Source organism: Pseudoalteromonas sp. 2CM28B (genome assembly GCF_023161935.1).
Window position 1 is genome coordinate 1 of sequence record NZ_JALNTH010000037.1, and the last position, 14373, is coordinate 14373.

Genomic DNA, 14373 nt, shown 5'->3' on the forward strand with positions numbered 1-14373 from the left:
ATCAGTTCAATATTGCGTTGGCATTCGGTTTCTAATCGGCGGGATGATTGAATACGGTTGAGGTAACCATAAAGATAAAGCTTTAATAGTGTGGCTGGATGATACTTAGGGCGGCCTGTGGACTTTAAGGTTAATCCTTTAAACCCCAATTCAGCTAGATTTAGTTCCTCAATGAAAACATCAATTACTCTGACCGTATTATCTTCACTGACGTAGTCTTCCAACGATTCTGGAAATAACGTTGATTGGTTACGATCTTCACCGCTTATAAACTTTGACATATTGCCTCAACCCTCGACTGAATCAATAGTCTTATTATATAAATATCAGTATATTAAGTGAACTAAATGTATAGATTAATCGATCATAAGCAGCAGATACTTAGACCAAAAGGTGATCAGAGTTTTCACACAGTCTGGGCACTTTCCAGAAGTTTGACTTGGGCTAAATAGCTATTATTAAGTAGCAGGGGAGGGTTAGCTGAGTAGAATGCGTATCAAGCCTATCATCCCCCCCTTTAAGTCTGTATTTAACTAAGCATGATGCTCTCTTTCATACTCATCGATAAAATTACCATAATGCTGATAGAGTGTATTGGGTGAAGAGTGCCCCATAAGCTTAGATATCTTCCAGTGGTTTACTCCCTCAGAAATTAACTTAGATGCAAACGTGTGTCTCATCTGGTAGGGGTAGCGGTATTTTACGCCGCATGAGCCTAGTAAGCTTTTCCATCTGTGCTTTCTAAACGAATCTTGGTTCCAAACTCTTTGCTGAGAATTTAAAAACAAGTATTCAGAGTCGTGTTTTTTCATTTCTAATGCTAATAAATCACAAACATCTTCTGAAATAGGAATATTTCTTCGGCCAGCTTTTGTCTTAGTGCCTTTTACAGCACCGTCAACAATTGCATCGAAAATAGATATCTGTTTTGTTTTTAAACATACATCAGTTTTTTTTAGAGCAACCCATTCACTAGAGCGAATGCCTGTATTGAATACTAGGCTCACAATTGCTCGTATTGTCCCTGATGATTTATGTATTATCTTTGCTTTTTCTTGAGGTGTGAATGGATACACATCTTTATGTGCTCCTCTTGAATCTATGTTGTTTATTTTAGGTAAATACTCTTCTATTCGGATATTTTGAACAGGGTTTGATTTTATTAATTTATCGATCACAGCTCGAGCTAGGCAACAACGTAAAAATGAAATCCGGTTTGATAGTGTTTTTCTCGATACAGTTGATTTTTCGATTAACTTTACAACATCAATACTTTCTAGTTCGGAAATTTTACAATCCCATAGTGTTTTTAGACCGTTTTTTGCCTTCTGATAACCAGTTATCGTTGATTTTTCTAATCCCCTGTCTATTCCCCTTGCAATATATAAGTCCATATACTCAACAACTCTTGCGTCGTTTGGGGTAGTTGTAAACAGCTTTACTTTGTTAGATTTTGGAAAATATTTGGCATAATCAAATGTGTTATGCGCTATTTCATTTTTGATTTGGCCCAAAAAAAAACCTGCAGATTTTAGGCCTTGTTTATTAGGGATGAATGGTGCTTTTTCTCTACATAAAATACCTTTGTAGGTGAAGGTCAGTTGGAATGATGTAGCTTCACCTTTTGAGTTGTAACGAATTACTACGCCCGCTGGGGGCTTAATCTTTTGAGTTTTTAATAGCATTTTAAAGTTATCATTTTAATGTTTTAATTTTATATATTTTATCCATAAAATACTGTATTTTAAGGGTTCTTTGCTGCAAGGCTCAGCCCAAAACCCTTTAGTAACTAAATCAATCCCCCTTGATTTTTAACCCAGTCAGTTACATTATTTAGATCAACCCAACGCTCCCTGACGCCTTCAACTTTATAAAAATGTTTGCCTTCTACCCACGCACCTCTCTGGATTCGAGATTCTACGGCTTTTTTACTTTCACCTGACTCTTCGCAATATTTGCTGATTAGTACTACATCTATCATTTAGACCTCTTAGAAATGTATTAGATTTATTGAAAAATACTTTACTTTTCTATCTATATATCGACATTGGAAAATTCTTTTTAAGTAGTAAAGCGGGAAAAAAACCAAGAAAAGTAAAAAAATAATAAAAGTAAAGATTTAATTACTTTAAAATCAATGGGTTGTATTTTTAAAATATTTTTTATTTTTTTATTGATGTTATTCAAATTATCGACATTTCTAAAATTTATTGTATGTAATTTGACTTTGATTAGGGTGTGTATAGTTTAAAAGGTGACTCTGAGAGGATGCGGAAGGGTATAGATGAAAAGCTTATTATTAAGTTGAGTATCTATGTAGGGCATAGTTAATTTGGCCACTCATTAAAAAGCAATACTGCTTTGCTTTTAATTAAATAGGGGGTTTAGTTTATATTCACAGATTTAACTTTCTTTATCGTGTGTGAGAACAAGTTTTATCAAAATCAGTGTCAGTACTACCGCTGGTATTATCCAAATGTAATCAGTCATATTGTTCTGCCTTGAGGTTGGGAGCTCTTTTTAACCTTAATGATTTTTATTATTTTTGCAAATTTAGCCAACAAAAACGCAATTCTTTATTTTTCCCCACCGCTTGGCCCTAGTTAATTTGAGGACAATTAATTAGGACAAATAATGAAAAATACTAAATCTCAATTCATTCGCCAATACGTTCGAGCCAGCAAATCTCCGTGGGACGACTGCTCTACAATTTTATTGCTAGCAGATGTAGTTAACGAACAAGCGATGGAGCTAAATTTCAATCATTACATCTATTTACATAGGGATAGCGTTGGAAAAATACTTGGTATTAGTATTTCAAATCAAATGTTAGAAAAAAATCCGAGTTTTGAAAATCGATATTTAGAGGGAGTAGATATGACGCTTTTTTTACTTATCTACATAGAGCAAATAACACAGTTTTGTGCGCTGTTCTCTGAGGAGTTCCAGCAAATATTTATGCAAACGCCAGCTACATTTTTTGCAGCAGCAGAGAATGATTGGGTCGATATTATCGACAATGCATAACCCCCTAAGCGAACATTTGTTCGCTTTTTTTATAATATTTTTCGTAAACCGATTTAAATACCCATACCTGTTTATTACTTAATAATGAGTTATCGATTTTGATAACAAACCACACAAGGATAGTGAAAACATGAAACATGCATACGTATCAACATTGGATTTTTTAAATTTATTACAAACATTTAGTCGGGTAATCACCGCAAATGACCACCAGATAAACCTATTAGAATTACACAGTGATAATGCGAATTTACATGAGCTCTGGGAGGTCATTGGCTCTGAAATTACAGCGAATAAAGACCTAAATCAGTATGCTATGCGAAAACTCACCTACGAGCTTATGCATGCTCTGATTAGCGACCCAGTAGAGCGTGTGGAGCTGCCGTGTGACTTCGAGGATGATATTTTTTCTTAGGGTTAAATTGGAAAAATTAGCAGTTGAACCAGGCCTAAATAGTTATTTTCAAAATCAAAATAACAGCCTAACCATGTCTCCCAAAATATGCCCGTGAATCATTATTTGCTGATTCGCCGCCCTAACTGCAATAGCGTTCAATAGGGCTGATTTTACTCAGTTACTGAGTATAAAACCTGGGAGGGAGTCCTGCGCAAATACAGGGTTTCGTTGCGGTGACTCAAAAGAGCAGTCATTGTAATAATGTTTGGCAAGGTGGATAGGTCAAATGCACAAGGGAGGTAGATTTATATCTATCTCCCTTGTGCGTATTTCAGTTAGTTCACTCAGTAGCATCATTACAAATTATAGTGGCAGTATAAGAAAGATTTAAAAAAATAATTAATTATTTTTTTACCGTACTAAATGAATTAATAAAAAATAAAAGTGACAACTTTTCATTTAATTTTCTATTTTTCTATTTTTCTATTTTTATACTTTTAGAGGGGGTTAAGTCACTGTAATAAATTGTAATATTCCCAGTGTTAGTGGGCAATTTATGTGTTTATTGTGACTATTTATAGGAATTGAGTAGGCAATTTATACGGTTTAGGGGGACACTTTTACCGTGAATAAATAAAAATTTTATTTACCAAAAAACTTACCGAAATTTCTTTTATTGGTTGGGGCGCGGTTAGCATAACAGCATCAACTAGAAATGAGGAAGAGAAGTGAGCAGTAAGAATTCTCCAAAAATTGTTTTCGCTAATAAGCTGTTGCATGCGGGTTATTCACTCGATATTAATGAGCAGCGATTAATAAATCTAGCGTTGTCTAAAATTAATTCCAAAAAGTCTAACCCAGGAAAAATTCTGATTTATCCAACGGAATATGCCAAGTGTTTCGGTCTGAGTAAGCACAGCGTTTATGAGCAGCTGAGTTCTGCCGCAGAGTCACTAAGAGATAAATCTGTCACTATTTTAGATGATAGTGGTGAAACGCTTTCAATCCCTTGGGTGAGTAGCGCTAAATATGAAAAGCTGAAAAATCAGGGCTCATTCATTAATATAGAGTTTTCAAAAGAAATAGAGCCCTATATTTTTAATATAGAGGGTAATTTCACAGAGTTATTTTTTCATAACACAGTAAAACTTAACACGTTAGCATCATTTCGGTTGTATGGACTCCTAAACGAGGTGCGAAATTATAAAAATTACAAACGACGGGGCTCTGTAGTTATGAATTTACAACTACCAGAGATGAAAAAGAAGTTGTTTTTATCTGAATCATATGGAGCATGGCGGGATTTTAAAAATCGCGTACTGCTACCTGCTATAGAAAAAATTAATGCCCACACAGATTTATGTGTAACTTTTCAGCCAAAAAAAATGGGTAACTGTATTACTGCCATCGAGTTTTCATACACCCCTCAATCCGACGGTCAGCATATAGCTAGGCCGAGGTTAGCTCGTCGTCCTAAGGTCAAAAAGGGCTCGCATGAAGAGGGAGTTTGGGCTCGGGTAAACCTCAATCGATTAGGAGGCTATGAGCTATCAAATCAAAATGAAAACCCTTCCTTTAGGCTCGAAAAAGTCGATATCGAACGCTGTATAATGTATGCAAAAATTCTTGGTGACGATAAAGCTAAGTCGTATTACTCTCATCAATTACGCAACTAAAATAATCATAATGTCTCAATGTTTATGCTACTGCATTACGAGTAAAACATTTCATTAATTTCTTCACACAATTTAGTACGGTATATTATTGAGGCACGCAGCAGCTCAGCATCACTTTCACTGAGAAGTGGTGCTCGTGTTTTTTTGTCATAACGTTCAGGTAGCTCCGTAAATAGCTGCTCATGTAATCGTTTTATATCATCAAAAATTTTGACCGACTGAGAGAATAAAAAAATCTTACTGTAATCGCTTTTTTTTAACGAGGCCAAATATTTTAGCAAAATGACTTGTCGTGCAGTTTTATTTTTGAAACTGTGTTCCACCTCAATAGCGGCTATTGAGCCATCAGGAAGAAGCACAGCGCCATCCACAGTTCGTGTAGCGGATAGGCCGTTAATTCGTTGAAATTCAGGTTCAGTAATAAACCCATTCCACATGGGCGCATATGTCTCATTACTATGGTAATTATGTATACCGCGCAACATTACAAATGCATTAATCAGGTTATGCATTACATGGTTACTATTGAACTGCAGTGCAGGGTTTTTATTCGCTCTAAAATGTATGTCGATGCCCATAAGTTCCTCGGCAAATTTGGCAGCAGTATAGGTAGGAACATAGACACGACCATCTGGACTGCGGTGTGTTTTTACAACACGCAACAAACTGTCCTTTTCTAGCCGGTTTAAATGCTCTAAGGATAACCGATGATTAATGCCGTAGAGCCAGCGAATAATCCCTGGTGTAACAATAGAAAACCGAATTGCAATAAGCACCGAGAGCTTGGTTCTGTTAACCCCTTTTTGATGATTGTTTGCGCCTGGATAATACCGCATATCAATATCAAAATAGCGAGGGTAGTGAGTGAGAAGTAGGTTGTTCGTTTCTAAATCTTTTGATGGTTTCTGAGTCAATTCACAAAATCCTTTTAGTGAGTTAATTATTAAAATTAACTAGCACCGCAACACAAAAATTATCATCATTTTATAATTACATTGCCGTTTTTCATTCCGAGATGCTCTGACAGCATGCACGGAATCATTGTCGCGATAATTATCGCAACAAAAAGCAGCTTTCAGCTGATGGCTTCTCAACTTCGTTGTTCAACCATAGGGCCTAAAACGCACGCCAGCTCTGATGTTGCTCCGCAACGAGCTGGCTCAACGCGCTACGCGCTAGCGTTTTTGACCCAGCGCGAATGCACCGAGCTACGCTCTGTACTGACCGCCATACCGCCGCTACAGACAATGCGATGGGTGCCCCATTATCCGCATTTTTCTTCGCTTTTATTTTCTACGAAAATAGATGGTTCGATACAATTTGTGCCAAATTTTAATCGAATTTCGCTGATGCGAAACACTATCGCGGTCAGTACAGACCAGCTGTACATTCGCGCTTTCTCCATGTGTCTACGGCTTCGCCTACACCACATTACGCGCTTGTTGGCCTCATTCTGAGGCGCTATTTTGCAGTTTTTCGTGCCGAAAAATGCGAGCTCAAAACCTGTCTTTCAGACAAAAAACCGCCTTCAAAAAACTTATTAATGAATTTTTTAGAAAAGAATAAGGGATTTAGTTAAATAAAAATAGGTAAAGTAAGAGGTGGTGGAACTATTTATTTATGCAAACCGTTTGTTGCTGAGCTGCGCAGTCAAACGAGTTTGTTTTTTATCACGAAATCATTAAATTGTGAAGTTGTAATTAATGATTAATAAGGTTTAAAAAATGAAAAACGACGCTATTGATATCGCAATTAACCCCTCAACAGGATTACCTATCACAAATGCCAGTACTAATATCGTAGATGTTGGTGGCAATGTGGTGGGCCAGCCAGACAGGGTAATGACTGTTTATGAGATTGAAGATTCGATAGCCGATTCAAACAATGATGACTGTTTTGATGCTTTTGACCCGTTCGATGACGGTTTTTAATGTCCAAATTTTTAAAAGCTATTCGTGGTTATCAAATAGAGATTGTTTACTCGTGCATTGCACTTTTTGGGGCAGCTATATTGTGTTTACAGTTCCAATCCACTGAAAACTTCACTTGGTTTATCGCTCTAAGTTTTTTTTGTACTAAAATGATAACAGGTATCTATAACTACGAATATTATCGAAAAAGTGACACCCCAAGCATGAAGGTCATGCTTAAGCATCTCCTTATTAAATTTGTATAATCCTTGTTTATTTGTCCGAAATGCAAAGCGCTCCGAGTTAATCAGGGCGCTTTTTTAGTTTTATAAGTATTTGAGTGTTTTTAAATTACTCAGGTTTACAAACTATGGGTGGTAAAAGGGATCTTAAAAACACAACTTCTTTATCATTTAATTGAAAAGTTCTGCTTGTTATTGGGTACTGGGTTTGTGCTGTGATTTGATTTTCCATCAACTCAATTTCCCACCTCCTCATAGAATTAAGTATTACTGAAGAGATGCTGTAAAACTGCGAATTAATACCAAATTTTGCAGCACCATAATGTAACACCGCCATTAAATCATCGTCAGATAAGCTATGTTTTTCAATCTGTAACCCAGCACTACTGTAATTTTTAATCTTAATAAGCATGCCTAAGTGTAGTGTAGTAGCAAGTTTTTCAGCAAAGTCACAGCCTATATTAAAAGGTACGTCCTTCCACTTAGTACTACTTCTGTGCGCTCTTAAACTTACTGTGTAATAAGGGGTTGCCGTTGCCAGCCTTAAAATAGTGAAATCTTGCTCTCTCATTAAAGTGCGTACATCGTGCATTTCAACATTTACTAATTTGTAGCCAAGTGCTAACTCAAATGCAGTGTTGCTATTTTCAGGGGTAATAAATATCTGGCCCCACCAGGTAATTTTAATAGAGCAGTTATTTGCTTTAAATAGTTTAAATAAGTCATGTAATAGTACCAAGCTTGGTTTCCAATCTTTTGCCATTACATCTACACCACTAACTGGTGATGGGTGATAATCAAGAATCACCCTGCGCTTTTTGGCCTGTTTGATTTCTGATAGCAAAGTTTGAATATTCATACAGATTCCCGATCAGCCATAATCTTTATGCTAAAAGACTGGTGTCGCTTACCAATCTTTCCCTGCTTTGTAATGCCTGTACCACTAAATGTAATTTCTTTATCGAAGTAATAAGCATGTTCAAACCGTAAGCTAGCGGTTCTATTTTTAGTGTCAATATGAGTAATTAAGTCACCATAAACCACACCAAAAATACGCTTTATGACTCTTAATACTATTTGCTCAATCTCCAGTTCAAGCCGTTCAATTTGTACACTTAGCGTGTTCGACTCTTCATTTAAGTTAGATAATAGTTCATCACAACCTGTCGTTAGCACATTGGTGCACTTGTCATCTAAATCTCGAATCGGCGAAACTATATTTTCAAGTTTCCAGTATAGGTCAGAGGTGTTTTCAAACGCCTCTTGTTTAGCTTCCAGTTCACGAATTAACGATAAAACTAATGGCACACGCCTGTTATCTAATATAACGCTTTTAATAGTTCGCTCAGATAGTGCTATATCGTTAATATCTACATATGGGGTAATGAAGTGAGGTTCTTTATTTGGGGGTAACAGCCCTGAAAATGCAATTTTTGTGCTAGTTACATGTATGTATGAAGTCATTGAGTGATGATACCGATTGGTTAGCCCATAAAACCAATTTACCTCCGCGGTTTTAACAATCACCTCATAAAGATTATTTTCTTCTAGAAGCTGACGAGCCTTGTGTACTTTATTAATGAGTCTTTCGGCAAACTCAACTAAGCAATAAGTAGGTAACGTTAACCTGTAATGCTCATTCAGCTGTTCTTTATTAAGTAATTGTACCTCTAAACAAATAACTTGATGGGACATAGCTACACCCTCCGACTTATATAGGTTAACCTACGATTTATGCTAACGCTTTAATAAAAGTACTTATATCAAAAGTACTCTTGATTCATACCATTGATTTATAAATGGGGAAAACATTTATAAATCTCAGCTAATAGCAATGAGTTATTATTTCTGCTTAGCTATCAGAGTAACTAAGAGAAGCAGTTCGCGCCGTCATATCAAAAGTTAGCACCGCTAAAGTAATCAGTTTAGGGATCTTGCTAAATCAAGTATAATTTCACGATGATTTGTGTTTACTTTAATTAACAAACAATGCCTCTTTAAAAGTGGTACAAATGAAAAAGGTATACATATTGTTTTGATAAGTGCTGCTTTAGCTGCTTATTCATTAAGACATTAGAATATCGATGATACCCTAATGCAGTATTACCGCTTACTACATTGCTACAACAGCTTGTTTTTTGCTCCTCGTTACATTGCAGAATTGGAAAATTAATGCTTAAAGAAATGAATTCATACAAAGACTACCTTGGCGATCTTATTGGCGGCAGCTTAATGATCAAAGAAAGTCAGACTGTAGCTGAGCTATTACTTAAAAAACCATCACAAGAAGAATGGGTGGAAGCCATTGTAAATCAGAATGTTCTCCAAAAGCGCTCTGACGCTTCAGCAAAGAGGAATGCGGCTACTATCAAAAAGCGTTTGGAAGGTATGTCAGACAAATACCTAGAACTTATCGCATTTGGTAGCACAGAGCTATCAACTCAGTTAATGTTTGCAGCTACGTTAATTAATTGCACTTTGCTAGCTGATTTCATGCGCAATGTAGTGTTAGATGCTAAACGTATGTTCCGTGAAAGTTTAGATGTAGCTGATTGGGAGTCCTTTTGGGATGAACGCATTAGATTATTCCCTGAGTTAGCTCAAATGTCAGAATCATCGACTTACAAAATATCTCAAGTCGCTTTTAAAGTCATAGCTGACGCTGGTTATATAGAAACAACGCGGAATAAAAAAATACAAAATGTATATTTGTTACCAGAAGTGAGAGACTTACTTTTAGAGATCGACAAAGACGATATTATTTCAGCGATGGAGTTGCATTAATGGTTGAGCTTAAAACCAAACAACAAAAACGACTTCACGAGCGGCTTGATGAAATTCAGCCCAAGATTGAAAGTGAAGATTTTTTAAAAAACCAAGGTTTAGGAAATGAAATTGGTTTTTACGTGTTCGACTACCCACCAGAGTCAGAATTGACTGTAAGAGAGCATTTAGAATACATGACAGAACGCCTTGATAAACGTGGGCGTAATTTCAAAAGCATCAATTTATTTGAAGCAATTATTGAATTGCTTGATTCCCGCAAGCTTACTGAAAGAGCATTTAAAGTGCAAAAAGAGCGCGGTGATGATGCACTATTCAACGCACTAAAAGGGCCTCTTGAGCAAAACCGAGTTGCCGACTTTATAGCTTCAAAAATCGACTTCGGCTCTTGTGAAAAAAACAAAACCGAGTTTATTTTACTTCATGGGCTTGGGAGCGCATGGCCTATTATTCGTGGCCACGGCTTGTTAAACGCTCTACATGCTAAGGTAGGCAATGTACCAACGGTACTTTTCTATCCTGGTGAGTATGACGGTACAGCGCTAAAGCCGTTTGGCAGAATCGAATCAAATAACTATTACCGTGCATTTAAATTAGTACCGTAAACGGACTTGCAATCAAACAAAAAGGATAAAATAACATGCAAATTAAAGACTTATTTACTAAAGATATTAATCGTCCAATTAATGGTGTAGTAAAAGCCGACCAATTAGAAAACAACACCGTTTTTACCGAACTAGATGAATATGTAATTACCACCGAATTAGCAAAACATTTCGAAGAGTTCTTCGATGCGTATATGCCTTCAGTACGCGATCCAAAAGCAAAAGCGGCATCAGGCAAATTAGGGATCTGGGTGAGTGGATTTTTTGGCTCAGGTAAATCTCACTTCATCAAAATATTGTCTTACCTTTTACAAAACATTCAAGCGACAAATGGTCAGTTTGATAAATCAGCTATCGAATTTTTCAAAGATAAAAACCTAGATGGCTTCTTACTGGGTGAAATAGACACTGCGGTTACCAAAGATAATACTGTCATCCTTTTTAACATCGACAGCCGTGCCAATACTGATGACGGCGATGATGCAATTCTAAAAGTGTTCTTAAAAGTTTTTAATGAGCAAATGGGCTTCAGTGGTGATCATCCTCATATTGCGCATCTTGAACGCGAGTTAGACCAGCGAGGTGTATTTGCACAGTTTAAACAAGAATTCAATGCATTAGCGTCTGCTAACTGGATAGAAGAAAGAGATGCTTACGATTTTTACCGCGATGACATGGCTGATGCGCTTGGTAAAGTAACTAATCAATCAACTGAATCAGCAAGGCAGTGGGTTGAGCAACTTGAAAACAACTTCACCTTAGACGTCAGCAACTTTTGTAAATGGGTAAAAGAATACCTAGATGTAAGCTCAGACCGCCGAGTGTTGTTTTTTGTGGATGAAGTAGGTCAGTTCATTGGTAACAACACCCAGATGATGCTCAAATTACAAACAATCACTGAAAACCTCGGTACTATTTGTGAAGGCCGTGCTTGGGTGGTAGTTACTTCTCAAGAAGACATCGATGCAGTTATAGGGCAAATGACAGGCTCAAAAGGTCACGACTTCTCAAAAATCCAAGGTCGCTTTGAACGCCTATCTCTTTCAAGTTCAAATACTAGTGAGGTGATAGAGAAACGACTGCTATCAAAAGAAGATGCAGCCCGCAACGAGCTTCAGGACTTGTATGATCAAAAAGGTGACATTCTAAGAAATCAGTTAGCTTTTGACAGCACAACAACCGCTGAGTTAGCGAACTATAAAGATGCAAGTAGCTTTATTAACAGCTATCCATTTGTGCCATACCACTACACGCTAGTTCAGAAAATATTTGAAGCTATTCGTAAAGCGGGTGCAACAGGCTTACATTTAAGTCGTGGTGAACGCTCTTTGTTAGATGCATTCCAAAGCGCTGCCAAACAAGTCCGAAATGAAAATGTCGGAGTTCTAATCCCGTTATATTTTTTCTATCCAGCTATCGAAAGCTTCCTCGATACATCTGTTAAAAAAGATATAGATCAGGCATCTGTTAAAGAATCTATATCACCGTTTGCGCTGAATATATTAAAAACCCTGTTTTTAATTCGTTATGTCGATGTAATTAAGTCAACGTTAGATAACTTAGTAACCCTGTGTGTAAGCAAAGTCGATGAAGACCGCCTAGCGTTAAGGCGCGAAATTGAGCAGGCTTTAAATGCCCTAGAGCTTAATATGCTTATCGCTCGTCAAGGTGACGAGTATATCTTCCTTACCAACGAAGAAAAAGAAATTGAACAGGAAATTCAAAAAACAGAAATAGAGTTATCTGATCAAACTAAAAAGATCAGTGATCTAATTTTCGATGATGTGTTGCGTCGTGAAGCGAACTATCGTTACCCTGAAAACAAGCAAGATTTCCCTATCAGCCGTTTTTGTAATGGTAGTCCACGAGATGGCTCTCAAGAAAACGACTTAGTAGTAAAAGTGATTACGCCAAGAGATCCAAACTACGATGAGTATACATCTACCGTGTGTGCTAATCGTTCAATGGACGGCGATAGTGGCTCGATAATCATCAAGCTGGCTGAAAGTAACAGAGTATTCAGAGACATCGAAACGTTTATCCGAACAAGTAAGTTTTTACGTGGTAACTCTGGTAAACGCCCAGAACAACAACAGTTACTTCATCAAAAAGCGACAGAAAACCAAGACCGCAATCGCCGCTTGATAGGAGAAGTAGAGGAGCTACTAAAAGATGCTGAATTTTACGCATTAGGCTCTAAACAAAATCCAAAAGGCGGAGCGGTAAGCTCAATACTTCAAGAGCTTTATCGCTACGTAATTGAAAACACATTCAGTAAATTAAAGTTAGTTAAACCATTTCCAGGTGATATACGCCGCGAAATTCAAAATACTCTAGTTGCTGATGATGTAAGTCAAATTGGTCTTGACTTAAATGCTGACGAAATAAACCCATTGGCTTCACTAGAGGTAGAAAAGTTCATAACCCTTGGTGACGACACTGGTAGAGCTATTACCGCAGAAGACATTGTAAAACGCTTTTCAAAACGACCATTTGGTTGGAATGATGAAGAAATAATTTTAATCATTTCGCGTTTAGCACTCGCTAACAAAATTTGCTTTCAAATGCGTCAGCAAGAAGTTCCTTTAAAAAGTGCATACGACAATCTAACACAAGTTAGAAAGCGCGCAGAGCTTCGTATTCGACGTATTAAACAACAGTCTGAAGCCAACTTAAACCGTGCAGCTAAATTGTTTAAAAACGTGTTTGGAAAAAATGCTCCAGACAGTGAAAAAGAGCTTTTTAATATTGCTCAAGCTAATATTAACACCATGAAAAAGAAGCTTGATGGCTTTGCCAATAAAGCATCAACGGGGCATTATCCAGGTGTAAAAGATATTGATAATGGCCGAGTATTGCTAGCAGGTTTAATTGAAGCACAATCAAGCTATCAGTTTATTGAATCATTCCTAGCTAATGGTGATGATCTACTTGATTTTGAAGAAGACTATCAAGATCTTGAAAACTTCTACGAAACTCAATTTTCAACTTGGCAAAAGTTATACAAAGCACTCACTATCGACTTTGACCGCAACCGCATAGCACTCGAAAAAGACGAAAGTGCGATAGCGGCGCTGCAAAAGTTAGAATCTATTTTTAATAAAGAACGCCCATACCGTGACATACGCGACGTAGAACCGCTTATTGAAAGTGTAAACAAAGTTAACGAGGCTTTATTAACTGAAAAGCGCACTCATGCAAAGGCAAGAATTGATATTCGGATTGAACATGTAACTGAGCAAATTAAAGCAGCAGGCGCGGTAAATAGCGATATTAGCAATAAAGCGCTTTATCCACTTCAAAACGCTAAAAAGCGTGTTGATACGCTGCAAGGTATTGCTGAAATACATCAAGAGATCACAGAAGCAGCCACACTTGAAGAAGATGCTTACGAACTAATCAATAAGTTTATTGAACAGCAACAAGCACTCGCAGAGCAAAAAGCCAAAGAAGTAGCGCAAAAGGCTAAACAAGCCCCTGAATCGGTTTCAGCATCAGGTATAGACTCAGAAAGTGGTGACTACAAACCAACAAAATCTGAGCCAAAAAAAGTAGCAGAGCCAGCACCTAAAAAAATAGTATCTATAGATACCTCAAGTGTTATGCGTGAAGTAAATAGCGCAGGAATAATCGAAACTGAAGATGATATTAATAATTACCTTGCAGCGCTCAAAGGAAAACTAACAGCATTAGTAAGCAGTAATAATAAAGTACGAATTAAATAGAGGTAAT

General features: G+C 37.0%; 13 protein-coding genes. 7 read left to right on the forward strand and 6 right to left on the reverse strand.

The features are described 5' to 3' along the window. The 3 genes from MTN96_RS29850 to MTN96_RS29860 all read right to left on the reverse strand — a co-directional run. Window positions 1–281 (reverse strand): transposase (locus MTN96_RS29850; protein ID WP_193038655.1); only part of this gene is annotated, 281 nt, incomplete at its 3' end. Between the two features lie 252 nt (window positions 282–533). Then, window positions 534–1685, reverse strand: a complete 1152-nt coding sequence (locus tag MTN96_RS29855) for a site-specific integrase (RefSeq protein ID WP_248533802.1) — start codon at window positions 1683–1685, stop codon at window positions 534–536. A 104-nt stretch (window positions 1686–1789) separates the two neighbouring features. Continuing rightward, window positions 1790–1981, reverse strand: a complete 192-nt coding sequence (locus tag MTN96_RS29860) for a hypothetical protein (protein WP_024601266.1) — start codon at window positions 1979–1981, stop codon at window positions 1790–1792. Window positions 1982–2634: 653 nt separating this feature from the next. On the opposite strand from MTN96_RS29860, the gene MTN96_RS29865 reads away from it, so the two are divergent. The 3 genes from MTN96_RS29865 (at window position 2635) to MTN96_RS29875 (ending at window position 5100) form a co-directional block, all read left to right on the forward strand. Beyond that, window positions 2635–3027: a hypothetical protein gene (locus tag MTN96_RS29865; protein WP_248533804.1), complete on the forward strand. Its 393-nt coding sequence runs from the start codon at window positions 2635–2637 to the stop codon at window positions 3025–3027. Between the two features lie 130 nt (window positions 3028–3157). Then, window positions 3158–3442, forward strand: a complete 285-nt coding sequence (locus MTN96_RS29870; RefSeq protein WP_248533806.1) for a hypothetical protein — start codon at window positions 3158–3160, stop codon at window positions 3440–3442. Window positions 3443–4152: 710 nt separating this feature from the next. Beyond that, window positions 4153–5100: a replication initiation protein gene (locus MTN96_RS29875; protein WP_248533807.1), complete on the forward strand. Its 948-nt coding sequence runs from the start codon at window positions 4153–4155 to the stop codon at window positions 5098–5100. Window positions 5101–5135: 35 nt separating this feature from the next. On the opposite strand, the gene MTN96_RS29880 is transcribed toward MTN96_RS29875, so the two are convergent. Beyond that, window positions 5136–6014 carry a hypothetical protein gene (locus MTN96_RS29880; RefSeq protein WP_028834970.1) on the reverse strand — a complete coding sequence of 293 codons (879 nt, stop codon included), beginning with the start codon at window positions 6012–6014 and terminating at the stop codon, window positions 5136–5138. Between the two features lie 810 nt (window positions 6015–6824). Here MTN96_RS29880 and MTN96_RS29885 point away from each other — a divergent pair. After that, a complete protein-coding gene (locus MTN96_RS29885) occupies window positions 6825–7031 on the forward strand; it encodes a hypothetical protein (protein ID WP_248533809.1) in 207 nt (68 codons plus the stop codon). 330 nt (window positions 7032–7361) lie between these two features. Here MTN96_RS29885 and MTN96_RS29890 read toward each other — a convergent pair whose 3' ends face one another. After that, window positions 7362–8111, reverse strand: a complete 750-nt coding sequence (locus MTN96_RS29890) for a hypothetical protein (protein ID WP_248533811.1) — start codon at window positions 8109–8111, stop codon at window positions 7362–7364. Further along, window positions 8108–8947 (reverse strand): hypothetical protein, encoded by an 840-nt coding sequence (locus tag MTN96_RS29895; protein WP_248533813.1) that lies wholly within the window; start codon window positions 8945–8947, stop codon window positions 8108–8110. The genes MTN96_RS29890 and MTN96_RS29895 overlap by 4 nt, the downstream gene beginning before the upstream one ends. Window positions 8948–9424: 477 nt before the next feature. Here MTN96_RS29895 and MTN96_RS29900 point away from each other — a divergent pair, with 477 nt between their 5' ends. The 3 genes from MTN96_RS29900 to brxC are packed head-to-tail and all read left to right on the forward strand — an operon-like array spanning window position 9425 to window position 14366. Next, the gene (locus tag MTN96_RS29900; RefSeq protein WP_248533815.1) at window positions 9425–10036 is read left to right on the forward strand and encodes a DUF1819 family protein; all 612 of its coding nucleotides are present in this window, start codon (window positions 9425–9427) and stop codon (window positions 10034–10036) included. After that, on the forward strand, window positions 10036–10641 hold the full coding sequence (locus MTN96_RS29905) for a DUF1788 domain-containing protein (protein WP_248533817.1): 606 nt from the start codon (window positions 10036–10038) through the stop codon (window positions 10639–10641). Before MTN96_RS29900 ends, MTN96_RS29905 begins: the two co-directional genes overlap by 1 nt. 35 nt (window positions 10642–10676) lie before the next feature. After that, a complete protein-coding gene (gene brxC / locus MTN96_RS29910; RefSeq protein WP_248533819.1) occupies window positions 10677–14366 on the forward strand; it encodes a BREX system P-loop protein BrxC in 3690 nt (1229 codons plus the stop codon). Window positions 14367–14373: the final 7 nt, after the last annotated feature.

Coding starts and splice junctions, on each gene's coding strand:
- MTN96_RS29855 (WP_248533802.1), bottom strand. CDS start 1,685: ATGCTATTAAAAACTCAAAAGATTAAGCCCCCAGCGGGCGTAGTAATT.
- MTN96_RS29860 (WP_024601266.1), bottom strand. CDS start 1,981: ATGATAGATGTAGTACTAATCAGCAAATATTGCGAAGAGTCAGGTGAA.
- MTN96_RS29865 (WP_248533804.1), top strand. CDS start 2,635: ATGAAAAATACTAAATCTCAATTCATTCGCCAATACGTTCGAGCCAGC.
- MTN96_RS29870 (WP_248533806.1), top strand. CDS start 3,158: ATGAAACATGCATACGTATCAACATTGGATTTTTTAAATTTATTACAA.
- MTN96_RS29885 (WP_248533809.1), top strand. CDS start 6,825: ATGAAAAACGACGCTATTGATATCGCAATTAACCCCTCAACAGGATTA.
- MTN96_RS29890 (WP_248533811.1), bottom strand. CDS start 8,111: ATGAATATTCAAACTTTGCTATCAGAAATCAAACAGGCCAAAAAGCGC.
- MTN96_RS29895 (WP_248533813.1), bottom strand. CDS start 8,947: ATGTCCCATCAAGTTATTTGTTTAGAGGTACAATTACTTAATAAAGAA.
- MTN96_RS29900 (WP_248533815.1), top strand. CDS start 9,425: ATGCTTAAAGAAATGAATTCATACAAAGACTACCTTGGCGATCTTATT.
- MTN96_RS29905 (WP_248533817.1), top strand. CDS start 10,036: ATGGTTGAGCTTAAAACCAAACAACAAAAACGACTTCACGAGCGGCTT.
- brxC (WP_248533819.1), top strand. CDS start 10,677: ATGCAAATTAAAGACTTATTTACTAAAGATATTAATCGTCCAATTAAT.